Source organism: Gulbenkiania mobilis (genome assembly GCA_004346645.1).
GTDB lineage: Bacteria > Pseudomonadota > Gammaproteobacteria > Burkholderiales > Chromobacteriaceae > Gulbenkiania > Gulbenkiania mobilis.
The window spans coordinates 180,130-206,256 of sequence record SMDA01000002.1 but is presented as its reverse complement, the minus strand read 5'-3'; the positions used below and the strand labels follow the sequence as shown (position 1 = coordinate 206,256).

Sequence of the window (26,127 nt, the reverse complement as noted above, 5' to 3'; positions counted from 1 at the left end):
CCAGTTTTTTAGATGTAACAGAGAAGGCTGCCGCGAGGTGGCCTTTTTTGTGGGGCTTCGGGATCTTGTTGAATGGGACGGCGCTCTAGATACGGAATCAGCATATACTCAGCCACCGTATCTCTTGCCTAAATCGCTGAACACTTTTGCTAAGTCATCCGATTCGATTGGCCAGCTTTCCTCGGTTTGAGCAGGCATCCTCTCCACTAGGAAGTAAGCCAGCAGTACGGCCGGCTGGTTGAAGAAGTGCCGCTGTCTATTCTGCTCTTTGATCTTGTCGAAGACGTAGCTCTTGTCCTTCAGGAAGGCTTCGAGTTGCGGTATTGCATCTTCCGGCAGAAGGTCCATTGAATCGCCCCGGCTTCTCTAGACACTTTTGAGCCGGTAGGAAGATTGCTCCTCAATCAGCAAGCTCAATGTTGCTACCGCGCCGCCTGAAACCTCCCCAATGCGGGATCTCTCGGAGAAGAGCACAGTCTCCATCCCTAATCTCCCTCTCCAAGGCGCCGTATTTGCTTCGGCTTTGGTACCGGCTGTGCGTCGCCGGTACGGCCCCGTTCGGGCTGGCATATGACAGCAACCTACTCAGGAGCAGAACAATGGCGGTAAAAGTTCTCTACACTGCGCACGCCACAGCCACCGGCGGGCGCAATGGGCACACGCAGTCCGACGACGGGCTGGTGAGCGTGGACCTTTCGGTGCCCAAGGCGATGGGTGGGCCGGGCAAGGCGGGTGCCACCACACCGGAGGACCTGTTTGCAGCGGGCTATGCGGCCTGCTTTGGCGGAGCCTGCGAATACATGGGTCAGCAGCTCAAGCTGCGGCCGCGGTCGGTGGAGGTGCGTGCGTCGGTGGGGATCGGTACCACCGATGGCGGTGGCTTCGGGCTGACGGTGCGGCTGGAGGTAAAGGTGGAAGGCCTGTCGCAGGAGGATGCAGAGCGCGTGGTGGCCGCCGGCCATGACCTGTGCCCCTACTCCAACGCGGTGAAGGGCAATGTGGAGGTGGAGATCGAGGTGACTGCGGTCTGAGCAACGCAGATAGACAGGGCGGCCCAGCGGCCGCCCTTTTCATGCGCGCGGGGGCACTAGATGGCGCCCACGCTGCCGGTAACCGGCAGGACGATGCCGGTGATGTAGCTGGAGCAGACGGGCGAAGCCAGGAACACATACGCGGGCGAGAGTTCTTCCGGCTGGGCGGCGCGCTTCATGTCGGTACTCTTGCCGAATTCGGCCACCTTGTCTGCCGGCGAGTCGGCCGGGTTCAGCGGGGTCCACACCGGGCCGGGGGCGACGGCGTTGACGCGGATACCGCGGGAGACCAGGTTCTGCGCCAGCGCTTTGGTGAAGGCGTGGATAGCCCCTTTGGTGGTGGAGTAGTCCAATAGCTTGGGGCTGCCTTGCAGGCCGGTGACCGAGCCGGTATTGACGATGGCGGCGCCCTCCTTGAGATGGGGCAGTGCGGCGCGGGTCATCTGGAAGTAGCCGTAGACGTTGGTGCGCAGCGTTTCGTCGAAGCGCTCGTCGGTGATGTCTTCCAGCGTTTCGGCGTGCTCCTGGAAGGCGGCGTTGTTAACGAGGACGTCCAGCCCGCCGAAGGCTTCCACCGTGCGCGCCACCGCCTCGCGGCAGAAGGCGGGATCTTTCACGTCGCCGGGAATCAGCAGACAACGGCAGCCTTCGGCCTCGATGCAGCGGCGGGTTTCTTCCGCATCCTCGTGCTCGTTGAGATAGACAATGGCCACGTCGGCCCCTTCGCGGCCGTAGAGCACTGCCACGGCCCGGCCGATGCCGGAGTCGCCGCCGGTGATCAGCGTGGACTTGCCCTCCAGCTTACCGCTGCCCTTGTAGTCGGGGGCCTCGAAGCGCGGGCGCAGCGCCAGCTCATTCTCGTGGCCAGGTTTCTCGATGTGCTGGGCCGGCATGTCGGCCGGCTGGGTGCGTGCGCCGGCCTGCATGGCGCCGCTGTTGGCTTCGCCGCTGTCCTGGCCGGCATCGTGGGCATCCTGCTCGCGCTGGATGGCGCGTTGTCTGTCGGCGGTGTGGTCGGCCTGCGGGTTGTGGGGTTTGCCGTCGTTCTGGCTCACGGGGCACTCCTTTCAGAAGAGGGTTGTTGGGGGTCCCCCGCTGGGCAGGCAGGCTTTGTGCCCGGCTAGCGTGCACCGGTGCCCTGCACCCGCCACACGGTATTGCCCACGTCATCCGCTACCAGAAGATGCCCGTCGGCATCGAAGGCCACGCCCACCGGGCGGCCGAAGGCCTGGCCGTCCGGGCCGGTGAATCCGCTCAGCACGTCGATAGGCGGGCCGGCGGGGCGGCCGTCGCGGAAAGGCACGAACACCACTTTGTAGCCGCTGGGCGGGCGACGGTTCCATGAGCCGTGCTCGCCGATGAAGGTACCGTCATGAAAGAGAGTGGGGAGGGCGTTGCGCTGGCTATAGGCCAGCCCCAAGGGGGCGACATGCGTGCCCAGTGCGTAGTCGGGCACACGGGCGCGGGCGACCAGATCCGGCCGCTGCGGGGCGACGCGCGGGTCCAGATGTTGGCCGAAGTAGCTGAACGGCCAGCCGTAAAAGGCGCCATCGTGCACTTCGGTGAGGTAGTCAGGCACCAAGTCGCTGCCCAGCTCGTCGCGTTCGTTCACCACCGTCCACAGCCGGCCGGTGTCCGGCTGCCAAGCCATGCCGTTGGGGTTGCGCAGACCGGTGGCAAACAACCGCTTGCGCCCGGTGGCCGCTTCCACTTCCCAGATCGCGGCACGGCCGGTTTCTTCTTCCAGGCCATGTTCGGCGGCATTGCTGTTGGAGCCTACGGTCACGTACAGCCGCTGGCCATCGGGGTGGGCGATGAGGTTCTTGGTCCAGTGGTGGTTGCGCGGGCCTGCGGGCAGGTCAGTCACTCGCGTGCCCGGGCCGGCCAGGCGGGTGGCGCCCGGTGTATAGGTGTAGCGCATCAGCGCGTCGGTGTTGGCCACGTACAGCGCATTGCCCACCAACGCCATGCCAAAGGGAGAATGCAGGCTCTCAAGGAAGGTGGTGCGCACGTCGGCCTCACCGTCGCCGTCGGTGTCGCGCAGCAGGGTGATGCGGTTGGCGCTGGGCGTGGCGGCGCCCGCCCGTTGCATCACCTTCTTCATCGCCCAGCCTTTCAGGCCGGCACTGTCCGCCGGACGTGGCGGGGCATTGGTCTCGGCCACCAGTACGTCGCCGTTGGGTAGTACGTACAGCCAGCGCGGATGGTCCAGCCCGGAGGCAAAGCGCTGGACGCGGGTGCCCGGGGCGGCCAGCGGGGCCTGGCCTTCCTGCCAGCCACGCGCCGGGGCGATCGCCACCGTGGGCAGCAGGGTGCGTACCGGCGGGGGGCAGCCGTGGCACCGGGCCGGTGCTGTCGGCAAGGTTCAGGCGAGCGGTGTCACCACAGGCAGCCAAGGCAAGGCAGCAGGAAAGGAGAACCGGCAGGTGGCGCATGGGCGTGTCTCGTCAGGGTGATACCGCCCCGGAGCAAATGGCGTGCGCCGCTGGCGCCCAGGCCGTGGCCAGCCGTTCGGCCAACCTTCGGGCCGACCAGGGCCCGCCGAACAGCCAGGTGTCGGCCGGCAGGCGGCGCAGCCGGGCTTCGGCCACGGCGGGCACGCGCTGCCACAGGGCGCCACGGGTGAAGTCGGCACGCGGGTCGGTGACGGCGGTAAGGCTGGCCGTGCTGTCCAGCAGGTCTTCCACTGTCAGCGTGACGATGCCCTGGCGGGCGTCACGGGCTGGCCAGGCATTCTGCCAGCCCAGCGCGTCCACCACACCGCCGGCAAGACTGTTGCCGGCAAACGCCCAGAACTGCGGGCTGCCGCCCAGTCCCTGCAGTACGCCCATGCGCTGCTTGGCAGACGGGCCCAACTGACCGCGCAGGCGCGACAGGCAGTCGTCCAGCCGCGCGAGCTCGGACTCGGCGGCCTGGCTGCGTCCGGTCCAGACCGCCAGCTGGCGAAAATCCTGCCGCATCAGCGCCAGCCCGTTGCCGGTACGGTCGCTGGCTTGCAGCCGCGTCGGCGCCAGCCGCGACAGTAGCGGCAGTAGCGGCAGTAGCGGCTGGTGCCGGAAGTCCACCCCAAGGATCAGGTCGGGGCGCAGTGCGGCGATTGCCTCCAGTGAGGGCTGTTGGCGCGTGCCCACCGAGACGCAGCCGGACAGCGTCTGCTGGCCCAACCCCACCCAGCGTCGGTAGCCCTTGAGGTCGGCGACTCCCACGGGCGTCAGGCCCAGTGCCAACAGCATCTCTACCAAGTTGTATTCCAGGGCCACCACCCGTAGTGGTGGCGGTGCGGCGTGGGCGGCGAGCGGAGCGATCAGCAGGGCGCCGGCGGCGGCCAGAAGCCGGCGGCGGTCAGGGTTGGGCATGCCAGTGTTCCAGAAGGGCATAAAGTTCGGATTCGGGTTTGTTGGGCAGCAGCGGGCATGTGGCACAGCACACCTCGCCCGGCAGTTCGTAACGCAGGCAGCACAGCCGCCGCAGGCGCACCGGCGAGGGGATGGGCGGCAGGAACGAAGGGACGTAGCGCACCGGCTGCCACAAGAGGTTGGCCGAACCGTCGGGCCGTTTCTTGGGCTCCAGCAGCACTGCCTGGCAGGCAGCTGCTTCGGCATGGCCCGCCGCGGTCAGGTGGGCCAGTACGAACTCCATCAGGTTGCCGGCGCTGTTCCACAGCACGCGTGGGCTGATACGGCCATGCGTGGCCACGGTGGCGATCAGCGGTGCCAGCACCTGCTCGGTAAGCGGCGTGCAGGCGGCCGCGACGGGCTGCCCGGCCTCCAGCGGCACCCCCAGATGATCCAGCTCCAGTACCACCGGCAGGCCGTCGGGGCCCGGGCGCAGTCCGATACGTGCCGGCTCCAGCGGCAGGGCCAGTCGTCCGAGTACCGCCCCGGCCAGCACTGGCGGAATGAGCAGACGGAAGACGGCCTTGATCCACTGCGACACTTGGGCCCGCGCCGGGGCGCCTGGGTAGCGCGCGGCGGTCCCGGCCAGGGCTTCGGCCAACCTTGCTCCAGAAATCAGCGCCGCCAGCGGCAGTGCCTCCGGCGTGTGGCCAGCCACCACGCTCTCCCGATAGGGGGCCAGTGTGCCCTGCAGGCAGTCGTGAAGCGTGCTCATGCCCGGCTCCGCCCTTGGTACGCCAGCAGGCACAGCAGGTAAGGGGCCCCGAGAGCGGCGGTCATCAGCCCGAGCGGGATTTCCAGCGGGGCCAGCAGCGTGCGTCCCAGCACGTCCGCCAGCCCGCACAGCACCCCTCCGCACAGCAGCGTGGCCGCCAGGCGGGCGCCGGGACGTGGCCCGACCAGCAGCGTGGCCAGATGCGGTGCCGCCAGCCCCACGAATCCGACCGGCCCCACCGCCGCCACCGCCACCGCCGCTGCCAGCGCTGAGAGCGCCAAGGCCCCCACTCGCAGTCGCGCCACCGGCACTCCAATGGCTGCGGCCTGCTCGTCCCCCAGCATCAAAAGCCCGAGAAGGCGCGTCAGCCAAAGCGCAGGCAGGCCCAGTAGCAGCCAAGGCAGCAGGGCCGGCAGCAGCGCCCGGCCCCGACCGTAGCTGCTGCCGGCCAGCCACACCAGCGCCTGTGCTGCCTGGACCTTGGCGGCGACCACCACCAGGGTGGCCAGCGCCGCCAAGAGGCCGGCAAAGGCAATGCCGCTGAGGGCGAGCTTGACCGGTTCGTAATCGCTGCGGCGGTTGAGCCACAGCACCGCGGCCAACACCGCGCTGGCGCCGGCAAAGCTCGCCAGCCAGCCGGCTGCTGCAGGGGCCGCAGGCCAGACGAGGGCCACCGACAGCGCGGCCAGCCCCGCGCCTTGCGTCACGCCCATCATCTCGGGTCCAGCCAGCGGATTGCGCACCACCTGCTGCAGCAGCAGCCCGGACAGCGCCAGCAGGGCGCCGGCCGAGAGCGCGGCCAGCACCCGGGGCAGCCGCAGTTCCACCAGAAAGGCGCCGGTACCGGACGCGCCCTGCCACCAGTCCGTCCAAGCGCCCGCGGGCAGCGGCAGACTGCCCTGAGTGACGCCGGCATAAATAACGAGCGGCACTGCCAAGGCCAGCGGCCACAGCGGCCAGCGCCGGTGTCGCACTGCTGCCACCGGGGCATCGGGCGTGGGCGGCGACAGGCGGGGCTGGCCACGAATCAGCCACAGCAGCAGGGGGGTGCCGATCAACGCGGTAGCCACCGACAGCGGCAGTCCGCCCGTGAGCGGCGTCGTCTGCCGCACCAAGACGTCAGCCAGTAGCATCAGCAGCGCGCCTGCCACGGCCGAGCCGGGAAGCAAGCGCCCCGGATGGGCACCACCGGCCAGGCGCACCAGATTGGGGGCGATCAGACCGATGAAGGCCACCGGGCCTGCCAGGGTTACGGCTACGGCCGACAGTAGGGTGGCCACGGCCAGGGTGCGTCGTCGGAGTGCGTCCACCCTCAGCCCCAAGCTCGCGGCCGCTTCGTCTCCCAGTGCCAGCACCGTCAGCGCGCGGGCCTGCCGCAGGGCTACCCAGCCTGCGAGCACTGCCCAAGGCAGTACCCGCACTACGCCGTCCCAGCCGTTCTGGAACAGCGAACCCGCCCCCCACAGCGCCAGCCCGGCGATATGCTGTTCATTGATGATCAGCAGTAGCGCGGTGAGGGCAGAGAGCAGCAAGGTGGTGGCTGTCCCGGCCAGGATCAGTCGGAGCGGGCTGGCGCGCCAGCCGCCGGCCACGGCAAAGGTGAGCAGCGCGGCCAGCAGGCCGCCCGCAAACACCGGCACAATGCTGGCCGGCCGCAGTGCGGCGGGCAGCAACAGGCTGAGTAGCAGCCCGATCTGCGCGCCGCTGGTCACCCCCAGCACCGAGGGCGCGGCCAGCCGGTTGCGGGTCATCGCCTGCAGCAGTGCCCCGGCCAGACCCAGTGCAGCGCCTGCGATCAGGGTGGCGGCCAGCCGCGGCAGCCGCAGCGTGGTGAGGACTTCCCCGTGTACGGCCGGGCTGGCCGGCAGCCCGGAAAAGAGGCTGGCCGAAGCCAGTCCGAGCGCAACGGCCAGCGCCAGCAGCAGCCAGCCGCTGCCGCCGATGTCCGGCAGCCGTCGGGGCAGGGCGTGGTTCAGCATGCCTGCACCCGCTGGTCGTGGGGCAGCGGGGCCGACACGTAGCGCGGCAGGCATACCGGCGGTGTGCTGCCGGGCAGGCGCCACATCTCTACCTCGAACACTTCGCGCATCAGCGCCGGCTGCATCAGCGCATCGGGTGTGCCACGCGCCACCAGGTGCCCCGACTTCATCAGCAGCAGTTCGTCGCTGAAGGCGGCGGCCTGGTTGAGGTCGTGCAGCACCCACACCACGGTCAGCCCGTGTTCCCGGTTGAGGCGCCGCACTGTTTCCAGCACATCGATCTGGTGGTGCACATCCAGATAGGTAGTGGGTTCGTCCAGAAGCAGCAGCGTGCCTTCCTGAGCCAGGGCCATCGCCAGCCAGGCACGCTGCCGCTGCCCGCCCGAGAGCGTGGCTACATCACGTCCGGCCAGGGCCTCCAGCCCGGTCAGGGCCAAGGCATGGTCAATGGCGGTGGTGTCGGCGGCCCGTAGCCGGTGGCCCGGGCCGGCATGCGCAAACCGGCCGCAGGCCACCAGCTCGCGTACCGTCAGGCCCGTTGGCGTCAGGTGGCTCTGTGCCAGCATCGCCAGCCGACGGGCACGGTCGCGGGGGCGCATACGCGCGAGGTCCTGGCCCTCAAGGCGGACCTGTCCGCTGGCTGGAGCGATCAGGCCGGCCAGCGTGCGCAGCAGCGTGCTTTTGCCGCAGCCGTTCGGCCCGCACAGGGCATAGACGCGGCCGGCATCGAATTGGACGGAAAGCGCATCGAAAATGGTCTGGCCGCCCAGCCGCACGGCGATCGCGTCGGCGGCAAGCAGCGGAGGAGAAGAGGCAGACATGGCAGCGGTCCGGGCCGACGTAGCGGCCCGGTAGGGTGGAATGAACACCCTGCATATTTTAATGGTAATGAGAATAATTATCTATAATAGCGTGTCATGCGGCCCGGGCCGTGTCCTGGACGGTACCGCTGCGACGAGGCCAGCTCACGGCGTGCGGGGCGTCGTAGTCGTTGGAGTGGTGTCAGCCCATCAGGCTGTTGACGACGACCGCGCTACGCCACGCCGCCAGCGACAGCGGCGGGTCGGCAATGCTGTGGCTCAGCCGGCCGGCATTCTGGAGGTCGATGCGCTGTTTGGCTGGGGCCTTCCAGCGTGGCGAAAAGTCGGCCGTCACCACCGGTCGGCCAGCTTCACGGCACGCTAGTTGTTGTGTGATCGGCGCCAGGCACGGCGGCAGGGCGTAGCGGTAGCCGGTGGCGAAGCGCACTCCGTACCCTCCAGAGGCTCTCTGCCGTCCTCCAGGTTGTTGTTCATCATCAACAGGACCCTTCCGCCCTGCTGCGTGAAGCGGCGGACCTCGCGGTACGACAGGATGCCCGGACGGGTGGCGCCCGGAGTGAGGGGGCCGCGCATGTTGAGCGCCTGCGTCAGGGCGGCCAGCGTGTCGGTAGAGAGGCCGTCGCTCGCCAGCTGCGGCCGTTCCACGATCGGCGTCTTGCGCGTCTTGGGGGGGCGTGGAAGGCGGCCACGTAGGCCTGCGTGAAGTATTCGTGGGTGCAGTGGCTTTCCTCCTGTGGCTCCAACGTCTGGCGACGGTTGGCCAAGGCCAGAGCTCCTGCTTCGCTGTGCTGACCGGTCATCAACTCAAGCAGGCTCGGTCCCCGCTCTGGGCGCCGCCCACCACCGCTACCTGCTTGCCTTCCAGCGATAGTGGGCTGGTCAGTAGCGGCGGGCATGCCCACAGCCCTCACCCAGCCAGGGCGTGGCCCAGTCCGGTGGCTGCAGCACGGCCCCGGTGACCACCACCAGATTGTGGGCCGCCCTGTCGCCCTCTGCCATGGGCAGCACAACGTAGCGGCCGTTGTGGCGGACTTCACGGATATCGCGGCCGACCGCGAGGTTGGGCAGTGGGGCCGCCGTCCAGCGCGGGCAGTCAGCGAACTCACGCCGTTGCACCTGCGGGGCCTCCGTATTGATGAAGCGGTAGAAGCGCTGATGGGCCACCCACCAGGCCCGGAAGGAAGAAGGGCTGGTGGGATTGGCAAAAGTCCAGCCGCTGGTGCGGCAGCGTCGGGCGGATACCCTACCTGTACCAGTGCCTCGTTGCGGTTGCCAGCCCGGCCATGCGCGCAGCAGGGGGTTGAGAAAGGCGGTGATCGCCATCCGTTCGCCCGGGGGCGACAGGGAAATGAAGGGCTGCGCTCGGCAGACGTCATCGCGGTGGGGCTTTATGGGGTGGGTGGTTTTTATTTGATAGCAATTCTCGTTTGCGCTGGGCGTGGTCAGCCTACAATCCACGCTCTACTGGAGTGATGAGGCATCATGGTGTTGCCGTTTTCTTCGCCGCGGCTGTTGCTGACGCTGGTGGCCGCCTGTGCGGTGATGGGCCTGGGCCAGGCCGCGCTGTTCACCTTCCAGCCCTTGCTGATGGCTGCGACCGGGCTGAGCCTCGCCCGCATCAACGGGGCCTTCGCGCTCGGCAGTGCACTGTTTCTGGTGGGTACTCCGCTGTGGGCGCTGGTCGGGGACCGTATCGGCCGAAAGCCGGTGCTGATGGTGGCGCTGACCGGTTTTTTGGTGAGCCACGTTTTTCTGCTGGGACTGGTGCTGGCGTGTCGGGCTGGGCGGCTGAGCGGTGACGCGGTGGGCGTGGGCCTGCTGCTCAGCCGCGTGGTGTACGGGCTGACGGTATCCGGACTGGTGACCGCAACGCAGGGCTGGCTGGTTGCTGGCTGGCCTGCTGACAAACGGTTGCCGGGCCTGTCGCGCCTGTCGGCGGGGCTGACCTTCGGCAGGCTGGTCGGTCCTCTGCTGGCGGCAGCCACCCTGTGGGTCAGTCCGCTGGGGCCGCTGTGGCTGGTGGCGCTGGCCGCGCTGCCGGTGTTGGCCGCGCTGGGTGGGTTGGCCGAAGCCCGTACCATGCCGACGGTCGCGACGGTGCGGCCATGGCCGGTCTGGCGTGGATTGGCGCCCTACTGGCTGGTGGCCTTTGTCAGCCAATGCACGCTGGGCCTGGTGCAGTACGTGACGGCGAGCTGGCTGGTCGCGCGTCTGCACTGGAGCCCGGAGGTGGCGGCGGCCCGCCTGGGCGGCATGATGGGGCTGGCCGGTGCGGGGTCGCTGGCCGTCCAGCTGCTGCTCTTGCCTCGTCTGGCCCGAGCCGAGCGGCAGGCTGTGCGGGCCGCCTGGGGGCTGGTGCCGGCCTTGGCGCTGATGCCGCTGACCGGCAGTGGCTGGTCGGCGTGGCTGGGTCTGGCCAGCTTGGCAGCGGTCTTGGCACTGGTGGTGCCCACCTACACACACCGCGCGGTGGAGGTAACAGGGGCCGGCAACCCCGGCCGGGTCAGTGCCGCGCTGGCCACCGCACATACTGTGGGCTACACCGTCAGTGCCGCGCTCGGTGGCTGGCTGTTCGATCGTCACCCCGATGCGCCGCTGTGGCTGGCGGTGTTGGGCGCGCTGCTGCTGGCGGGGATGTTGGGACGCGTGATTCGCCCGTCCCGGGAGGCCGCGATGCCGTAATCATGGTTGTTGTCGGTAGGCAATATTGATAATAATATCGCTTCTCATTTACGTTAATATCCTGCCAACCATGAAAACATACGCTCCTTCGCTCTTGGCGCTGGCCGTTGCGCTGGTCTATGCCCCCCACGCCAATGCTGATCAGGCCGCTGCGGCGACCCGCCCCACAGCTACCCTCGATACCGTGGTGGTCACCGCCACCCGGGCCAATGAGTCGGCCGGTTCCATCCCGCAGACGGTGCGCGTGATCCGGCGGCAGGAGGTGGAGGCGCAGCTGGCTTCCAGCAATGACGCCGCCCGGTTGCTGCAGCGGCATGTGCCCGGCCTGCAGGGTACCACCCAGACCATGTCCTCCACTTCGATGACGATGCGGGGCCGCGAGCTGCAGATTCTGGTGGATGGCGTGCCGCGCAGCACGCCGCTGCGCCAGGTATCGCGCATCCTGTCGCTGATCGACCTGAACAACGTCGAGCGGGTGGAGGTGGTCAACGGGGCCAGCGGCGTCTGGGGCAGTGGTGCCACCGGAGGCGTGGTCAACTTCATTACCCGCAAGGCCGCGCCCGGCATCTTCAAGGTGGATGTCAATCTGGGCATGACCGCGTTCACCGAGAACGTGGGTGACTCGCTGTCGCCGGACGTGTCGGTGCGGGCTTCGGGTAACACCGGGCAATTCGACTATGTAGCCTCGCTGGCCTACCAGGGCACGCGTGATGTGTTCGACGCCCACGGCACGCAGCTGCCTTCGGATGCGATTGCCGGGCAGGGCGGCAGCGACAACCTCGAACGCTATGTGGCCGGCCTGAAGCTTGGCCGCAACCTGGATGCCGACCGCCGTCTGGAGCTGTCACTGGATGCGGTGCGCCTGGACCAGAAGCCGGATTACTTCACCGACTACAGTCGTCAGCCGGTGGCGGTGGATTACCGCTCCCCCTACACCGGCCAGAGCGTGTACGAGAACTCGGCCTTCGCCACGCTGCGTTATACCGATGCCGGCTTCTTCCTCGGCCGCCTGGATGCCCGGGCCAGCTACAAGAACATCGAGAAGCGCTTTGCTTATTCGCCGCTGTTGTCAGTGAACCCGTCGGTGTATTACTCCGGCAACCCGGCCAGTCCGGTCTCACCCAATAGCCAGACCGTGGTCAACTCGGAGCAGGCGGAGTTCGCGGTGACGGTGAACACCCCGCTGGGGCAGGCACCACGCGCCCCCTCGCTGACTTGGGGGCTGGAAGGCGGACAGGACCGTACCGCGCAGACCTATTACGATGGGGTGAATACATCGGCGCCGATGAAGCAGACCACCTGGGCGCTCTTCGCGCAGCTGGACCTGCCGGTCACCGAGCGGCTGAAGCTGCGCGGCGGTGCCCGCTACGAGAACATCGACCTGGACATCGGGGCTTTCACCCGCAGCACGCTCTACTCGGGCAAGAACGGCTCCGGTGCCAACCTGTACCTGCCGGCCGTCGACGTGAAGGGTGGCAGCTACAGCTACGACGCCACGGTATTCAATCTGGGCGCGGTGTACGATCTCACCGACAACCTCAATCTCTACGGCGGGTTCTCCCAAGGGTATTCACTGCCGGATGTGGGGGGCTTCACACGCCGGGCCGGCAACGACAAGCGCTATCTCACCACCAACCCCAATGCCCAGTTGCCGGCCATCAGCTATGCCAACCTCGGCGTGGAGGCGGTGGTGGTGGACAACTACGAGCTGGGCCTACGCGGCGTGTGGGACCGCTGGCAGTTCAACACCAGTGCCTACCTGAGCCGCTCCGACAAGGGCACCAACTATGACGTGGTCACCAACCGGCTTTCGCAACAGAAGGAAGAGATCCGCGGGCTGGACCTGACCGCTTCGTACGCGGTGCAAGAATACTGGACGCTGGGCGGCAACCTTGGCTACACCGAAGGCAAGCGGGACTACAACGGCGACGGCGTGCTGGAAGCCTACCTGCCCAATAACCGCATTCCGTCGCCGTTGCGCACCACGCTCTACAGCGACTATCGCTTCGGCAACGGCGCCCGCTGGTATCTGGAGGGGGTGTACCTGCAGGGCCGTCACCGCTGGGACGGTACCGTCAACAAGACGGGTCAGCAGGTGGTGTACGACATCGACTCGTCCTTCCTGGTGAACACCTCGCTGGCCTACCCACTCGACAAGACCACTACACTGGACGTGGGCGTGGACAACCTGTTCAACCGGCAATACCTCAACTCGACGGCTAGCGCCGTGCGCAACAGCCAGGTATCCGGCTTTGGCCGCACCGTCCGTGTTGGCGTGCGCGCCAGCTTCTGATCCGGATGCGTCTGCATCGCCAGGCCGCCCGCGGGCGGCCTTTTTCATGCAGGGTTGGCCGAAGCGTGTCTCAGCGCATGCCGGGCAGGAGGGCCACCAGCCAGTTGCGAAAGGCTTTTACCTTCGGCGATTCAACCAGGTGGGCCGGGTAGACGAGGTAATAGCCCCATTCGGTTTCCAGCACGGTGTCAAAGGGAATCACCAGCCGGCCGCTGGCAACGTCCTCGTGGATCATCGACAGTTGGGCCAGCGTCACCCCCATGCCGCGCGCCGCCGCATGCAGGGCGAATTCCAGCGTGTCGAAGGTGATGCCGCTCTTGCCGTCCACCCGGCGGGCACCGGCCAGCCGCAGCCACGCCCCCCAGGAGTCCTGTTCCCGCCAAGGGTGCAACAGCACGTAGTTCCGCAGGTCGTCGGGGGTGACGAGCGGTGGGCCACGCTCCAGCAGGCCGGGCGCGCATACCGGCACCAGCTGCTCGCGCGACAGGCATTCGGAGATCAGGCCGGGCATCGAGGGTTCGGTCAGACCGACGATCGCCAGATCGTACTCCGCTGCATTGAAAGGGGTGTCATGCATCAGCTGGGTGATCAGGTGCAGGGTGTATTCCGGATGACGCGTCTGGAAGTCCGGCAGGTTGGGCAGCAGCCAGCGCATGGCCGGTGTCGGGGCAACACGCACACGGATGTCGCTCTCACGCCGGGCCAGCGCCTCGCTCGCCTCGCGGATCAACCCGAAGGCCTGCTGCACTGCGGGCAACAGGGCTTCCCCCGCAGCCGTCAGCGTCAGGCCGCGCTGCTCCCGCACGAAGAGTGGCGTGCGGTAGAAGGCCTCCAGCGTCTGGATCTGCCGGCTGACGGCCCCTTGCGTGAGATGGATCTCCTGCGCGGCCTGGGTGAAAGAGCGTGCCTGAGCGGCGGCCAGAAACACACGCAGGGCATTGAGCGGGGGCAGGCGCATTGTTGGGGCAGTCATGCGTTTTCCTCATGGATGGCATGAGTATAACTGCTTTGTCACGCTCGCTTGCGCCCGCTATGCTGGCAAGCCATAAGCCATTATTTCCTTTAAGGAATCGTTCTTTATGCTTGCCGCTCTTCGCTTTCTCTCTCCTTACCGTGCTGCCGGCTATCTTGCCGCGCGATGCGCTGCCTTCATGCACGAGGTGCCCAGCCTCTGGCGCTTGGCCTGGCCACTGATTCTGTCCCAGCTGGCGCAAAGCGGCATTCTGTTCGTCGATTCATTGCTGATGGGCCAACTGGGGCCCGCAGCCTTGGCGGGCGGCGCGCTAGCGCTTTCGACGTACTTTCTGGTGTACGTGCTCGCGTTCGGGGTGCTCTCGGCCTCGGGCACGCTGGTGGCCCTGGCGTATGGGGCCGGCAAACGCCGCCGCCTGGTGGCCGCGGTACGCGCCGGACTGGTGCTGGGCGCCGGGCTGAGCCTCCTGGCCGGCGTGCTGCTGTGGCACGCCGAGCCTTGGATGCTGATGCTGGGGCAGGCGCCCGAAATGGCACGGGTGGCGGCCGGCTTCCTGCGGGTGCTCGTCTGGGGGCTGCCCTTCGGCCTGCTGTTTCTTACGCTGCGCAGTTTTGCATCGGGCATCAACCGCCCGGGGCCGGTGCCCTTCATCACCTTCAGCGCGCTGGCGCTGTCTGCCGTGCTTGGCTGGCTGCTATCGCAGGGTCTGGGGAGCTGGCGCGGCCTTGGGGTCTATGGCATCGCGCTGTCGTCGGCGATTACCTACTTCTACATGGGCATGGCCTTCGCGTGGGTGGTGCGCCACCACCGTGGCTTTGCCCGTTACCCGGTGTTCGGACGCATCCGGCGCCGCGACCTGGCGATGATCGGGCCGGTACTGCGGCTGGGGTTGCCCACCGCCGGTACGCTGGGCATGGAAAGCGGCCTGTTCAGTGCTTCGGCTTACCTGATGGGCGCGCTGGGGGCGGCACAGCTGGCGGCGCACCAGAGCATGATGCAACTGGTGATCGCCAGCTTCATTGTGCCGATGGGGCTGATGCACGCGATCTCCATGCGTGTGGGACAGGCGATCGGCGCGGGTGAACCGCGTCGGGCGCGCGGGGCCGCTCTCACCGGCCAGTTGCTGGCCCTGGTCTGGACGGGTGTGACCGCCAGCGTGCTGCTGCTTATGCCGGAAACACTGCTGTCGGCCTTCCTGCCCGCGGGGCGGCCGGGCGCCGAGGCGGCCAGGGCGGTGGCACTGACGCTGGCACCGGTGGCGGCGCTGCTGTTCGTCATTGATGCCTGGCAGAGCATTCTCGGGGCCGCCCTGCGGGCGGTGAAGGATGCGCGCTTTTCGATGGTGGTGTATGGGCTGGGATGCTGGGGAGTGGGTTTTCCGCTCGCCTGGGTGCTGTCGCACGGTCCGCTGGGAGCACTGGGCGTGTGGGTGGGGCTGACCACCGGTCTGGTGAGCGCGGGCCTCCTGCTGATGTGGCGCTTCGAGAAACTGTCTCACGCCCTGATTGCCGGGCGCAGGCAGGTCGGGCTGTAAGCCACCCAGGCGCAGGCATGAAAAAGGTTGGCCGAAGTTTCGGCCAACCTTTTCCTTTGCTGGGTACCCATGGCGTACCCATCTTCGACTCACGCCCTCTGCGTCAGGCGCGGATGCGGAAGAAGCGCACGCTGGACTGCAGGGCTTCGGCCAAGCTCACCATCTGCTGCAGCCGATGGTGCATGTCCTGCATCACGTTGCAGTTTTCCTCGGCGGCACTCGCCACCACCTCCACATGCCGGGCCAGATCCAGGCTGGCGGTGCGCTGCTCGGCCACCGAACTGGCAATATCGTCCGCGCTGCGGCTGGAGCGTGCGACGGCCTCCTCGCTGGCATGCAGTCCGTCGGCCACCTGCTGTACTGACTGCCGGCTAGTGGACAGGGCCGCCAGGCTGTCCTCGATCGCCCGTTCCAGCGCATGCGACTGTGTATCCAGCGAAGTGGTCACCTGGTCGATCTCGCCCGCCGAACTGGCCGATTTCTCCGCCAGCTTGCGCACCTCGTCGGCCACCACCGCAAAGCCGCGGCCCTGCTCGCCGGCACGTGCGGCCTCGATGGCGGCATTCAGGGCCAAGAGGTTGGTCTGGTCAGCGATGTCGCGCACCTCGCGTGTCATGGTGTTGATCTCGCGGCTCTTCTCGAGGAAGGCATGTACCGCGCTGGCAATAGTGCGTACGATGCCCTCCACACGGTTGACCTCGGCCACTAGCGTATCCAGCCGGCCCGTGCCTTCCCGGGTGGCCGACAACGCCGCTTCCGCCTCGCCCTTCAGATGGCTGGCCGCCTCGGCAATCGCACCGATGCTGTGGGTGAGTTCCTCGATCGCCCCTGCGGATGCGGCCGCCACCTGTGACTGGCTCTGCGACGAAACCAGTGTCTGCTGGGCCGCTTGCGCCAGCGTTTCGGTGAGCGCGGTCACTTCGCCCGAGTGACGGTGCACGCCGGAGACGCCCTCGGCCAGTCGCGCCGTCATGGTGCGCATCGCATTGAGTACGGCGCCAGCCTCGTCGGCGCCGCCTTCGGGCACTTCTACCGTCAGGTCGCCCGCCGCCACCGTACTCACCGCCTGTACCGCGGTGGCCAGTGGGCGGCGAATACTACGGGCAATCAGCAGCCCGGACAGCACCGCCAGAACCAGCACCACCGCCGAGGCCCCCCACAGCACCAGCATGCTGCGCTCGTAGGCGGCATCGATCTCGGCCAGCGCCACGCGTGTTTCCTTCTGCTCCTCGGCCACCAAAGCCTCGATCGCTTCACGCCAAGGCTTTACTGCCGGGATCAACTCCTTCTCCATCGTCTGGATGGCACCGGCCTGATCACCGGCCAGACCCTGCGCCATCATCTTGTCCACCGGCGGCTCGCTCAGCTTGCGCTGGACGATCAGCGTATCCATCAGCAGCTTCTCGCGCTCGCTGGGGCGGAAGGTGCCGAAGTGGGCCTGGATCTCCGCCAGAAGCGCATCGTATTCCGTACGGGCCTTGGCCATGCCGGCCACGGCCTTCTGCTTGCTGGCCGCATCGGGGTACATCACCACGTCGCGGTACAGGGTGCGCTGTTTCTGCAGGTTCTGGTTGAGCTGGGTGGCCTTCTCGACGAGGAAGGTGTTGTCCTCGCTGATGGAGGTCAGATTGCTATGAATCGCCGTCATGGCCAAGTATTGCACCGCCGTCTGTACGATCACGAGCAGCACGATGCCGCCAAAGGCCCAGGCCAGCTTGCGGCCCACTGTCCAGTCACGCATACACACCCCGTTACATCTTCTTTTATGAAAGACCGGGATTGTGTGGCAGTTTTATGAAAATGGGATGGCTTTTTCGCGCTTGCTTGACAAATGTCAATCAGAAGTATTCGCAACCCGATCCGGGTCAACCGCAGAGAAGACAGGCGCGTTTAGAGGCGGCTAGCGGCGATGGCGTGCCACCAGGTTCTCCAACGCCGCCCGCACGTCCGGGTGCGGCACACTGGCGACGCTGGCAGCAATGCAGTCCAGGGCGCCGGGCGTGAAACCGATGCCCTTGGGGCGGCTACGGCGCACCGGCTGCAGGGAAACACGGATGCGCAGACGATCGGCCGCATGGCCCGCGGCGGACAGGGCGGGGAGAAGGCTGGGGCCCAGCATGCGCAGCCGGGCGGCGGCGATGCCGGTATGCGCGAACACCACCAGCTCGCCCTGGTTAATGCCGGCCGCCTGGCAACACGCCTGCAGCGGCTCGGGCAGCAGCTTGCGGAAGGCGCGGTCGAGCGCCAGACGCTGCCGTGCCTCGGCACCCAGTTGGGCAAGGCGGCTGTCTCGGCGGAGGAAGTCCTGGAAGGTCTGGCTGCTCATGGCGGGTACGGACGGAAATGGTGGCGCGTGCCCCGATTGTAGCCAAAAACCCGGCGCAAGGTTGGCCGAAAGGCCTGCTCCGGAACCGGAGGCCGGGCCGGCCTTCTTCACCAAGGCTTGATGCGGCGCATGTTCGCCCCCATACCGGACGGGATGGTTGTGCTACACTTTTCCCCATTTTTCGGGCCGGTTGCTGGCCTCAGGACCCTTTTAGATGATTTCTACGCTTCTCAAGAAAGTGTTTGGCAGCCGCAACGACCGGCTCCTGAAACAGTATCGTCAGACCGTACTGCGGATCAACGCGCTGGAAGAAGGTCTCAAGGCCCTGTCGGACGAGGCGCTGGCCGCCAAGACCCCGGAATTCAAGCAGCGCCTGGCGCAGGGGGAGACGCTCGAAGGCCTGCTGCCGGAGGCGTTTGCCGTCTGCCGCGAGGCCAGCCGCCGGGTGATGGGCATGCGCCACTTCGATGTGCAGCTGATCGGCGGCATGGTGCTCAATGACGGCAAGATTGCCGAAATGCGTACCGGCGAGGGCAAGACGCTGGTGGCCACGCTCCCGGTCTACCTCAATGCCCTGACCGGCAAGGGTGTGCATGTGGTGACCGTCAACGACTACCTGGCCAGCCGCGATGCCAGCCTGATGGGACGCCTCTACAATTTCCTCGGTCTGTCGGTGGGCGTGAACCTGTCTCAGATGCCGCATGACGCCAAGCAGGACGCCTACGCCGCCGACATTACCTACGGCACCAACAACGAGTTCGGCTTCGACTACCTGCGCGACAACATGGTGTTCTCGCTGGCAGAAAAAGTGCAGCGCGAGCTGGCCTTCGCGGTGGTGGACGAGGTGGACTCCATCCTCATCGACGAGGCACGCACCCCGCTCATCATCTCCGGCCCTGCGGAAGACAACGTCGAACTCTACCGTCGCATGAATGCAGTCCCGCCGCTGCTCAAGCGCCAGGAAACCGAGGAAGGCGAAGGCGACTACTGGGTGGACGAGAAGGCCCACAGCGTGATGCTGTCCGAACAGGGCCACGAGCGCGCGGAGACCATCCTCGCCGAGATGGGCTTGTTGGCCGAGGGCGACAGCCTCTACTCCGCCACCAACATCACGCTGATGCATCACCTGATGGCCGCGCTACGTGCCCATGCCCTCTATCATCGCGACCAGCACTATGTGGTGCAGGACGGGGAGGTCGTGATCGTGGACGAGTTCACCGGCCGACTGATGCCGGGGCGCCGCTGGAGCGAAGGGCTGCATCAGGCCGTCGAGGCCAAGGAAGGCGTGCAGGTCAACCGCGAAAACCAGACCCTGGCGTCGATCACCTTCCAGAACTACTTCCGCCTGTACCGCAAACTGTCGGGCATGACCGGTACTGCCGACACCGAAGCCTACGAATTCCAGCAGATCTACGGCCTGGAGACGGTGGTGATCCCCACCAACCGTCCGATGATCCGCAAGGACGCCCAGGACAAGGTCTACCGTACCGCCAAGGAGAAGTACGACGCGATTCTGGCCGACATCAAGGACTGCGTGGAGCGCGGCCAGCCGGCCCTGGTGGGCACCACCAGCATCGAGAACTCGGAGTTGATCTCCAACCTGCTCAATGCTGCCCGCATCCCGCACAACGTGCTCAACGCCAAGGAGCATGCGCGCGAGGCCGAGATCATCACCCAGGCGGGCCGACCGGGCGTCATCACCGTGGCTACCAATATGGCCGGCCGCGGCACCGATATCGTACTGGGCGGTAACCCCGACCCGGCGATCAAGGCCATCGAGGCCGACGAACAGCTCAGCCCGGAGGAGAAGGCCACCCGCATCGCTGCCCTGCGCAGCGAATGGTCCGAACTGCACGAGCAGGTGCTGGCTGCCGGCGGCCTGCACATCATCGGCACCGAGCGCCACGAATCACGCCGTATCGACAACCAGTTGCGCGGCCGTTCGGGCCGTCAGGGCGACCCCGGCTCCAGCCGCTTCTACCTCAGCCTGGAAGATCCGCTACTGCGCATCTTCGCCTCGGATCGTGTGGCCGCCATCATGGACCGCCTGAAGATGCCGGAAGGCGAGGCTATCGAGCACCCGTGGGTGACCCGTTCGATCGAGAACGCCCAGCGCAAGGTGGAAGGCCGTAACTTCGACATCCGCAAGCAGCTGCTGGAGTACGACGACGTTGCCAACGACCAGCGCAAGGTTATCTACCAGCAGCGCAATGAGATCCTGGAGTCCGACGATGTTTCGGACATCGTGGCCAACATGCGCGAAGGCGTGATCACCGACATGGTGGACCGCTTCATGCCGCCAGATTCGCTGGAAGAGCAGTGGGACCTGCCCGGTCTGGAGAAGGCGCTGGAGGCGGAGTACCAGATCAGCGCCCCCGTGGCAGAGTGGCTGAAGGCCGAGCCGAACCTGGACATCCCCGACCTGCGCGCCCGTATCATGGAGCAGGCCGAAGCCGCCTACGCGGAGAAGGTGGCGATGGCGGGCGAGGAAGTGATGCGCCACTTCGAGCGCAGCCTGGTACTGCAGATGCTGGACAATCATTGGCGCGAGCACCTGGCCTCGATGGACCACCTGCGTCAGGGCATCCACCTGCGCGGCTATGCCCAGAAGAACCCCAAGCAGGAGTACAAGCGCGAGGCCTTCGAACTCTTCGCCGACATGCTGGAGCGAGTGAAGCGCAGCGTGGTGGGCGTGCTGATGACGGTGCAGGTGCGCGGCCAGGAGGATGTGGACGCGGTGGAGCCGCACGCGCCCGCCGACATGGCCATGCAGCATGCGTTGCCGCAGGACGCATTGGCCGAAGGCGACGACAATCCGTTCAGTCCGCAAGCGCTTGCGGCGCAGGGTCTGCGGGTGGGACGCAACGACCCTTGCCCCTGCGGCAGCGGCCAGAAGTACAAGCAGTGCCACGGCCGTTTGGCCTGACAGGGCACTTCCCGCGAAAAGCCGGCCTTGGGCCGGCTTTTTTCATGCCGCGCGTGCTTGCCGTCGGCAGGGGCTTTGGGCTCAATGGTGGGCAACCATCCTGCGGCCCGGCCGCTTCGCTCACGGGAGACACAGCATGACGCGCACTGCATTCATCACCGGATCCGCGCAGGGGATCGGACTTGCCATTGCCTGCCGTCTGGCCGCCAACGGCTGGGCTATCGGACTGCACGGGCTGGCCAGCCCGGCACAACAGGCCGAAGCGCTGGCGCGTGTCCGTGCGGCCGGCGCCAGCGCGGTGCACTTCTTCGAGGGCGACCTGCGTGAGCCTCAGGCGGTCACAGGGTTGGCCGAAGCCGTGCTCGACTGGCAGGGTGGGGTGGATGTGCTCGTCAACAACGCCGGCATGCAGCACACGGCCCCCGTCACCGGCATGCCGCCCGAGGTGTGGCAAGCCGTGCTGGCAGTGAACCTCAGTGCCGCCTTCCTGCTGATGCAGGCGCTGCTGCCCGGGATGGCGCAACAGGGCTGGGGTCGGGTGGTCAACATCGCGTCAGTGCACGGTCTGGTGGCCTCGGTGCACAAGGCGCCCTATGTGGCGAGCAAGTTCGGTCTGGTGGGCCTGACCAAGGTGGCAGCCCTGGAGATGGCCGAGTCCGGCGTTACCGTCAACGCCCTCTGTCCGGGCTGGGTGGAAACCGCACTGATCGAGCCGCAGATCGCCGCCCGGGCCGAGCGGATCAGTGGCAGCCGCGACGAGGGCATGCGCAGCCTGGTGCTGGAAAAGCAGCCCTCCGGCAGGATGAGCCGACCTGAGGAGATCGCCGAAGCGGTGGCGATGTTGTGTGGGGACTGGGCGCATAACCTGACCGGCGTGGCCCTGCCCATCGACGGAGGCTGGACGGCACAGTAGCACCCCTTGCCCGGGCGGGCGCAAGTGTGCCCGGGCGGGCGCTCTGGTAACCTAGCGGGTGATCCGAAAGAAACGCACGCATCCGCCATGAATCCCAACGATACCCGTCTCTATCTTGCGTCCGGCAGCCCGCGCCGGCGCGAACTGCTCGAACAGCTGGGGCTGCACCTCGAGCGCATCCATGCCGACATCGATGAATCGGTGCTGCCCGGTGAGGAAGCCGTGGCCTATACCGAGCGGTTAGCCCGCCAGAAGGCCGAAGCCGGCTGGGCGGTGGTGAGCCGCTGTGGTCTGCCCTCGCGCCCGCTGCTGTCTGCCGATACCACGGTGGTGCTCGATGGCTGCATTTACGGCAAGCCGGCCGATGCCGATGACGCGCGCCGCATGCTGCGTGCCTTTTCCGGACGTACGCATCAGGTCGTCACCAGCGTGGCAGTGCGCGAAGGTGAGCGCCAGGCCCTGCGCACCTCGGTGACCGATGTGAGCTTCCGTGTTCTGAGCGATACCGACATCGAGCGCTACCTCGATACCGGCGAGCCTTTCGACAAGGCCGGTGCCTATGGCATTCAGGGCCGTGCCGGTGTGTTCGTCGAACGCATTAATGGCAGCTTCACCGGTGTGATGGGGTTGCCGCTGTTCGAAACCGCCGCGCTCCTCTCCGAATTCGGCTACCGCTTCCCCTGAAAGGGCGACACGATGATGCTGCACCAACCGATTGCCCTGCCGCGCGACCTGCCGCGGCCCAAGGAGCAGATTCTCGTCAACATCACGCCCCAGGAAACGCGCGTGGCGGTGGTGGAGGACGCCATCGTCCAGGAGTTGCACATCGAGCGGGCGGCCAGCCGCGGCATCGTGGGCAACATCTATCTGGGCCAGGTCAAGCGCGTGCTGCCGGGCATGCAGAGCGCCTTCATCGAGATCGGCCTCGAACGTGCCGCCTTCCTGCACATCGCGGATGTGCTGGAGCAGCGCCAGCATCCCGCCGAGCAGCAGCGCATCGAGCGCATGCTGTTCGAGGGCCAGACAGTGCTGGTGCAGGTGATCAAGGACCCGATCGGCACCAAGGGCGCGCGGCTCTCCACCCAGATTTCGCTGGCCGGGCGCTTCCTGGTGCATCTGCCGCAGGAAGAGCACATCGGCATCTCGCAGAAGATCGAGAACGAAGACGACCGGCTCAGCCTGAAGGCGCGCCTGGAGCGTCTGCTGCCCGAAGGGGCGCCCCGCGGCTACATCATCCGTACCAGCGCCGAGACCGCAAGCGATGCCGAACTGCTGGCGGACATCGAGTACCTTTCCAAGCTGTGGTCCGACATCAGCAACCGCAGCCGCCTCAGCCCGGCGCAGACGCTGCTCTACCAGGACTTGCCGCTCAGCCTGCGTGTGCTGCGGGACATGGTGAGCGACTCCACCGAGCGGGTGATCGTCGACTCCACCGAGAACTACGGCAAGATGCTGGAGTTTGCCGAGCAGTACGTCAGCCAGGCGGTGCCCAAGATCGAGCGCTACAGCGGTGAGCGGCCGCTCTTCGAGATGCACGGCATCGAGGCAGAGATCGACAAGGCGCTGGCGCGGCGCGTCAACCTCAAGTTCGGCGGCTACCTGATCATCGACCAGACCGAGGCGATGACCACGATCGACGTCAACACCGGTGGCTTCGTGGGCAACCGCAACTTCGAAGAAACGATCTTCAAGACCAACCTGGAAGCCACCCATGCCATCGCCCGCCAGCTGCGGCTGCGCAATCTGGGCGGCATCATCATCGTGGACTTCATCGACATGGACAGCGAGGAGCACCGCGAGGCGGTGCTGCACGAGCTGGCCAAGTCGCTGGCCCGTGACCGCACCCGGGTGACCCTGAATGGCTTCACCAGTCTGGGCCTGGTAGAGATCACCCGTAAGCGCACCCGCGAGAGCCTGGCTCACGTGCTGTGTGAAGGTTGCCCCACCTGCCAGAGCCGCGGTGAGATCAAGACAGCCCAGACGGTATGCTACGAGATCCAGCGCGAGATCGTGCGCGAGGCGAGGCAGTTCGACGCCAAGGGCTTCCGCATCCTGGCGGCTCAGCCGGTGATCGACATGTTCCTCGACGAGGAGTCGCAAAGCCTGGCCATGCTGGTGGACTTCATCGGCAAGCCGATCTCGCTGTCGGTGGAGGCCACCTACACCCAGGAACAGTTCGACGTGGTGCTGCTCTGACCGCGTCTTTCGGCCAACCCTGCGGGGTTGGCCGAAGTGCTGCCGGCTGCGGCCGGCGTTTTCGCAGCAAGAAGGTAAGGGAATGAACGATGCAAGCGGCGATGCCCTGTGGCTCGCCATCCTTCAGGAAGCCGAATCGGCCGCGCGTGACGAGCCGCTCCTGGCGAGCTTCCTGCATATGACGGTGCTGCGCCATGCCACGCTGGAAGACGTGCTGGCGTTCCACCTCTCCAGCAAGCTGGCCAGCCCGGTGATGGACGCGCGGGCGCTGATGGAGCTCTTCCGCGAGGCACTGGCCTCCGATCCCAGCGTTGGCGGCAGCATGCGTGCCGACATCCGCGCCTGCTTCGAGCGCGATCCGGCCTGCGACAGTTACGCCACCCCCCTGCTGTACTTCAAGGGTTTTCACGCCATCCAGAGCCAGCGCATCACCCACTGGCTGTGGAAGGAGGGCCGTCGCACCCTGGCCCTGTTCCTGCAGAACCGCATTTCCGAGGTCACCGGCGCCGACATCCACCCGGCCGCCCGGATCGGCACCGGCGTGATGCTGGACCACGGTACTGGCGTGGTGGTGGGCGAGACCGCGGTCATCGGCAACAACGTCTCGCTGCTCCAGGGCGTCACGCTAGGCGGTACCGGCAAGGAACACGGCGACCGCCACCCGAAGGTAGGCGATGGGGTGCTGATCGGCGCTGGCGCGGCCATCCTCGGCAACATCCGCATTGGTGAATGCGCCAAGGTGGGTGCCGGCAGCGTAGTGCTGGAGGATGTCCCCCCGCACACTACGGTGGCAGGCGTGCCTGCAAGGGTGGTGGCGCGCCACTGCGAAGGCACGCCTGCCCTCAGCATGGACCAGCGCGTCTGACCGCTCAAGCCCAGGCCCGGCCGCTTGGGGCCGGGCCTGGGCTTGGGTAGAATGCCCGCCCCACTGCCCACCACGAGACTTTCCATGCAAGTACAGGTTGTTGACTACCGCGCGCCCGACGCGCCGGAGCGCTTTGCCCGCTCGCTGCACGAAACCGGCTTTGGCGTGCTGACCCAGCATCCCATCCAGCAGGCACTGGTGGAGCGGATCTACGCCGAGTGGCTGAAGTTTTTCGATAGCGCCGAGAAGCACGACTACGCCTTCTCTCCCGAGAAGCAGGATGGCTGGTTCTCCACGGCCATCTCCGAAACTGCCAAGGGGTTCAGCCAGAAAGATATCAAGGAGTACTACCACCTCTACCCCTGGGGACGGATTCCGCCTGCGCTGAAGGCGGATGCCATGCAGTACTACCGCGAGGCCAACACCCTGGCGGCCGAACTGCTGGCATGGGTAGAGGCCCACACCCCGGCCGAGATCGCCCAGCATTACAGCCAGCCCCTCTCGCGCATGATCGAGGGCAGCGACAAGACCCTGCTGCGCGTGCTGCGCTATCCGCCCCTGACCGGCACCGAGCCGCCGGGCGCGCTGCGTGCCGCGCCCCATGGCGACATCAACCTACTGACCCTTCTCCCTGCGGCCAACGAGCCGGGGCTGCAGGTGCAGGACAAAACCGGGGCCTGGTGCGATGTGCCCTGTGACTTCGGGACGCTGGTGATCAATATCGGCGACATGTTGGCCGAAGCCTCGCGCGGCTATTACCCCTCCACGCAGCATCGGGTGGTGAACCCCACCGGTGCGGCGGCGCGCAAGAGCCGTGTGTCGCTGCCCCTGTTCCTGCACCCGCGTGACGACGTAGTGCTGTCGGAGCGTTACACCGCCGGCAGCTATCTGGACGAGCGCCTGCGCGAGCTGGGCGTCAAGTCCTGATTGGAACCGCCAGGCAAGACGGGGGGCGCCCGGCCGTGTGTCGGGTTTCCCCGCGCGCTCGTGTCGGCTTGCCGGATTGCGCCCCTTGAAGAGCGCATCCCTGCGATACGCAGCTGTTCGGTGTACAAGCAGGGGAGGGCCTGTGGGCGCTGGCTGCCATGTGGAGTGGAATCGGGCTATCGGCAAGGTAGAAATGTTCAATTTTTACTATTAAACGAGAATGACTATCATCTCTCTAACCGATACACCCAAGCCTCTGGAGGCTGCCATGCTCAAGACCCTTACCTTTGCCGCCTGCCATTTCACCGTCGCCTTCACTGTGGCCTACCTGCTGACCGGCAGCATCGGCATCTCCAGCCTGCTGGCACTGGTAGAGCCCTTGGTCAACACTGTGGCCTACTACTTCCACGAAAAGGTGTGGGACCGCATTCGCAGCCGCGACACACGCACCCCTAAGACCGACGCCGCCGGACACCACGCCTTCTTCCATAGCCACTGAGCGCGGCCACGCCCTCGGGCGTGCGCCGTTGAGGCAGCCCGGGCTGGTGTAG

Annotated in this window: 24 protein-coding genes; 11 read left to right on the top strand and 13 right to left on the bottom strand. The window is 66.7% G+C overall.

Translation table 11 applies throughout. The features are described from left to right. Positions 1–108: 108 nt before the first annotated feature. A complete protein-coding gene (locus EV669_RS03780) occupies positions 109–348 on the bottom strand; it encodes a hypothetical protein (RefSeq protein ID WP_132097917.1) in 240 nt (79 codons plus the stop codon). A 251-nt stretch (positions 349–599) separates the two neighbouring features. Between EV669_RS03780 and EV669_RS03775 the strand changes: the two genes are divergently transcribed. Beyond that, the gene (locus EV669_RS03775; protein WP_132097916.1) at positions 600–1,031 is read left to right on the top strand and encodes an organic hydroperoxide resistance protein; all 432 of its coding nucleotides are present in this window, start codon (positions 600–602) and stop codon (positions 1,029–1,031) included. Between the two features lie 56 nt (positions 1,032–1,087). On the opposite strand, the gene EV669_RS03770 is transcribed toward EV669_RS03775, so the two are convergent. The 9 genes from EV669_RS03770 to EV669_RS03735 all read right to left on the bottom strand — a co-directional run bounded on the left by EV669_RS03770 (position 1,088) and on the right by EV669_RS03735 (position 9,264). Beyond that, positions 1,088–2,086, bottom strand: a complete 999-nt coding sequence (locus EV669_RS03770) for an SDR family oxidoreductase (protein WP_207913773.1) — start codon at positions 2,084–2,086, stop codon at positions 1,088–1,090. Between the two features lie 65 nt (positions 2,087–2,151). Then, entirely contained in the window at positions 2,152–3,330 is a 1,179-nt protein-coding gene (locus EV669_RS03765) for a PQQ-dependent sugar dehydrogenase (protein WP_318271303.1), read from the bottom strand. A 148-nt stretch (positions 3,331–3,478) separates the two neighbouring features. Continuing rightward, complete coding sequence (locus tag EV669_RS03760; protein WP_165922693.1) at positions 3,479–4,387, bottom strand: ABC transporter substrate-binding protein; 909 nt, start codon at positions 4,385–4,387, stop codon at positions 3,479–3,481. Then, positions 4,374–5,141 carry a siderophore-iron reductase FhuF gene (fhuF, locus tag EV669_RS03755; protein WP_132097914.1) on the bottom strand — a complete coding sequence of 256 codons (768 nt, stop codon included), beginning with the start codon at positions 5,139–5,141 and terminating at the stop codon, positions 4,374–4,376. The genes EV669_RS03760 and fhuF overlap by 14 nt, the downstream gene beginning before the upstream one ends. Beyond that, complete coding sequence (locus EV669_RS03750; protein WP_165922692.1) at positions 5,138–7,120, bottom strand: iron ABC transporter permease; 1,983 nt, start codon at positions 7,118–7,120, stop codon at positions 5,138–5,140. Before EV669_RS03750 ends, fhuF begins: the two co-directional genes overlap by 4 nt. After that, the gene (locus EV669_RS03745; RefSeq protein ID WP_083460502.1) at positions 7,114–7,941 is read right to left on the bottom strand and encodes an ABC transporter ATP-binding protein; all 828 of its coding nucleotides are present in this window, start codon (positions 7,939–7,941) and stop codon (positions 7,114–7,116) included. The genes EV669_RS03750 and EV669_RS03745 overlap by 7 nt, the downstream gene beginning before the upstream one ends. A gap of 181 nt (positions 7,942–8,122) precedes the next feature. Beyond that, positions 8,123–8,275 (bottom strand): hypothetical protein, encoded by a 153-nt coding sequence (locus EV669_RS14020; protein WP_165922691.1) that lies wholly within the window; start codon positions 8,273–8,275, stop codon positions 8,123–8,125. A gap of 26 nt (positions 8,276–8,301) precedes the next feature. Beyond that, positions 8,302–8,586: a hypothetical protein gene (locus EV669_RS03740; protein WP_132097912.1), complete on the bottom strand. Its 285-nt coding sequence runs from the start codon at positions 8,584–8,586 to the stop codon at positions 8,302–8,304. A gap of 234 nt (positions 8,587–8,820) precedes the next feature. Continuing rightward, entirely contained in the window at positions 8,821–9,264 is a 444-nt protein-coding gene (locus EV669_RS03735) for a SidA/IucD/PvdA family monooxygenase (protein WP_132097911.1), read from the bottom strand. Positions 9,265–9,423: 159 nt separating this feature from the next. On the opposite strand from EV669_RS03735, the gene EV669_RS03730 reads away from it, so the two are divergent. Continuing rightward, positions 9,424–10,623 carry an MFS transporter gene (locus EV669_RS03730; protein ID WP_132097910.1) on the top strand — a complete coding sequence of 400 codons (1,200 nt, stop codon included), beginning with the start codon at positions 9,424–9,426 and terminating at the stop codon, positions 10,621–10,623. Between the two features lie 70 nt (positions 10,624–10,693). After that, the gene (locus EV669_RS03725) at positions 10,694–12,916 is read left to right on the top strand and encodes a TonB-dependent receptor (RefSeq protein ID WP_132097909.1); all 2,223 of its coding nucleotides are present in this window, start codon (positions 10,694–10,696) and stop codon (positions 12,914–12,916) included. Positions 12,917–12,986: 70 nt separating this feature from the next. Here the strand turns inward: EV669_RS03725 and EV669_RS03720 are convergent, their stop codons facing one another. Further along, positions 12,987–13,889, bottom strand: a complete 903-nt coding sequence (locus EV669_RS03720; protein WP_083460500.1) for a LysR substrate-binding domain-containing protein — start codon at positions 13,887–13,889, stop codon at positions 12,987–12,989. A 106-nt stretch (positions 13,890–13,995) separates the two neighbouring features. Between EV669_RS03720 and EV669_RS03715 the strand changes: the two genes are divergently transcribed. Then, complete coding sequence (locus EV669_RS03715) at positions 13,996–15,423, top strand: MATE family efflux transporter (protein ID WP_132097908.1); 1,428 nt, start codon at positions 13,996–13,998, stop codon at positions 15,421–15,423. 103 nt (positions 15,424–15,526) lie between these two features. On the opposite strand, the gene EV669_RS03710 is transcribed toward EV669_RS03715, so the two are convergent. Together EV669_RS03710 and EV669_RS03705 are read right to left on the bottom strand one after the other, a co-directional pair. Then, positions 15,527–17,164, bottom strand: coding sequence for a methyl-accepting chemotaxis protein (locus tag EV669_RS03710; protein WP_132097907.1), 1,638 nt, complete (start codon positions 17,162–17,164; stop codon positions 15,527–15,529). Positions 17,165–17,323: 159 nt separating this feature from the next. Next, complete coding sequence (locus tag EV669_RS03705) at positions 17,324–17,749, bottom strand: DciA family protein (RefSeq protein ID WP_054285252.1); 426 nt, start codon at positions 17,747–17,749, stop codon at positions 17,324–17,326. Positions 17,750–17,963: 214 nt separating this feature from the next. On the opposite strand from EV669_RS03705, the gene secA reads away from it, so the two are divergent. From secA to EV669_RS03670, 7 genes are all read left to right on the top strand, one after another. Next, a complete protein-coding gene (gene secA / locus EV669_RS03700; protein WP_132097906.1) occupies positions 17,964–20,675 on the top strand; it encodes a preprotein translocase subunit SecA in 2,712 nt (903 codons plus the stop codon). A 136-nt stretch (positions 20,676–20,811) separates the two neighbouring features. Further along, positions 20,812–21,588 carry a 3-hydroxybutyrate dehydrogenase gene (locus EV669_RS03695; protein WP_055433922.1) on the top strand — a complete coding sequence of 259 codons (777 nt, stop codon included), beginning with the start codon at positions 20,812–20,814 and terminating at the stop codon, positions 21,586–21,588. 87 nt (positions 21,589–21,675) lie between these two features. Continuing rightward, entirely contained in the window at positions 21,676–22,272 is a 597-nt protein-coding gene (locus tag EV669_RS03690) for a Maf family protein (RefSeq protein ID WP_132097905.1), read from the top strand. A 15-nt stretch (positions 22,273–22,287) separates the two neighbouring features. Further along, a complete protein-coding gene (gene rng, locus EV669_RS03685) occupies positions 22,288–23,784 on the top strand; it encodes a ribonuclease G (protein ID WP_132098044.1) in 1,497 nt (498 codons plus the stop codon). A gap of 82 nt (positions 23,785–23,866) precedes the next feature. Then, a complete protein-coding gene (gene cysE, locus EV669_RS03680; RefSeq protein WP_054285248.1) occupies positions 23,867–24,649 on the top strand; it encodes a serine O-acetyltransferase in 783 nt (260 codons plus the stop codon). A gap of 84 nt (positions 24,650–24,733) precedes the next feature. After that, positions 24,734–25,576 carry an isopenicillin N synthase family dioxygenase gene (locus tag EV669_RS03675; RefSeq protein ID WP_055433924.1) on the top strand — a complete coding sequence of 281 codons (843 nt, stop codon included), beginning with the start codon at positions 24,734–24,736 and terminating at the stop codon, positions 25,574–25,576. Between the two features lie 268 nt (positions 25,577–25,844). Further along, a complete protein-coding gene (locus tag EV669_RS03670) occupies positions 25,845–26,075 on the top strand; it encodes a DUF2061 domain-containing protein (protein WP_054285246.1) in 231 nt (76 codons plus the stop codon). The last annotated feature ends 52 nt before the right edge of the window (positions 26,076–26,127 follow it).

Bases quoted from the DNA above. Each gene is read 5' to 3' on its own strand.
- EV669_RS03745 (WP_083460502.1), bottom strand. From the start codon at position 7,941: ATGTCTGCCTCTTCTCCTCCGCTGCTTGCCGCCGACGCGATCGCCGTG.
- EV669_RS03710 (WP_132097907.1), bottom strand. From the start codon at position 17,164: ATGCGTGACTGGACAGTGGGCCGCAAGCTGGCCTGGGCCTTTGGCGGC.
- EV669_RS03670 (WP_054285246.1), top strand. From the start codon at position 25,845: ATGCTCAAGACCCTTACCTTTGCCGCCTGCCATTTCACCGTCGCCTTC.
- EV669_RS03735 (WP_132097911.1), bottom strand. From the start codon at position 9,264: ATGGCGATCACCGCCTTTCTCAACCCCCTGCTGCGCGCATGGCCGGGC.
- EV669_RS03720 (WP_083460500.1), bottom strand. From the start codon at position 13,889: ATGACTGCCCCAACAATGCGCCTGCCCCCGCTCAATGCCCTGCGTGTG.
- EV669_RS03730 (WP_132097910.1), top strand. From the start codon at position 9,424: ATGGTGTTGCCGTTTTCTTCGCCGCGGCTGTTGCTGACGCTGGTGGCC.
- EV669_RS03775 (WP_132097916.1), top strand. From the start codon at position 600: ATGGCGGTAAAAGTTCTCTACACTGCGCACGCCACAGCCACCGGCGGG.
- fhuF (WP_132097914.1), bottom strand. From the start codon at position 5,141: ATGAGCACGCTTCACGACTGCCTGCAGGGCACACTGGCCCCCTATCGG.
- EV669_RS03705 (WP_054285252.1), bottom strand. From the start codon at position 17,749: ATGAGCAGCCAGACCTTCCAGGACTTCCTCCGCCGAGACAGCCGCCTT.
- EV669_RS03760 (WP_165922693.1), bottom strand. From the start codon at position 4,387: ATGCCCAACCCTGACCGCCGCCGGCTTCTGGCCGCCGCCGGCGCCCTG.
- EV669_RS03695 (WP_055433922.1), top strand. From the start codon at position 20,812: ATGACGCGCACTGCATTCATCACCGGATCCGCGCAGGGGATCGGACTT.
- secA (WP_132097906.1), top strand. From the start codon at position 17,964: ATGATTTCTACGCTTCTCAAGAAAGTGTTTGGCAGCCGCAACGACCGG.
- cysE (WP_054285248.1), top strand. From the start codon at position 23,867: ATGAACGATGCAAGCGGCGATGCCCTGTGGCTCGCCATCCTTCAGGAA.
- EV669_RS03750 (WP_165922692.1), bottom strand. From the start codon at position 7,120: ATGCTGAACCACGCCCTGCCCCGACGGCTGCCGGACATCGGCGGCAGC.
- EV669_RS03725 (WP_132097909.1), top strand. From the start codon at position 10,694: ATGAAAACATACGCTCCTTCGCTCTTGGCGCTGGCCGTTGCGCTGGTC.
- EV669_RS03690 (WP_132097905.1), top strand. From the start codon at position 21,676: ATGAATCCCAACGATACCCGTCTCTATCTTGCGTCCGGCAGCCCGCGC.
- EV669_RS03675 (WP_055433924.1), top strand. From the start codon at position 24,734: ATGCAAGTACAGGTTGTTGACTACCGCGCGCCCGACGCGCCGGAGCGC.
- rng (WP_132098044.1), top strand. From the start codon at position 22,288: ATGCTGCACCAACCGATTGCCCTGCCGCGCGACCTGCCGCGGCCCAAG.
- EV669_RS03715 (WP_132097908.1), top strand. From the start codon at position 13,996: ATGCTTGCCGCTCTTCGCTTTCTCTCTCCTTACCGTGCTGCCGGCTAT.
- EV669_RS03780 (WP_132097917.1), bottom strand. From the start codon at position 348: ATGGACCTTCTGCCGGAAGATGCAATACCGCAACTCGAAGCCTTCCTG.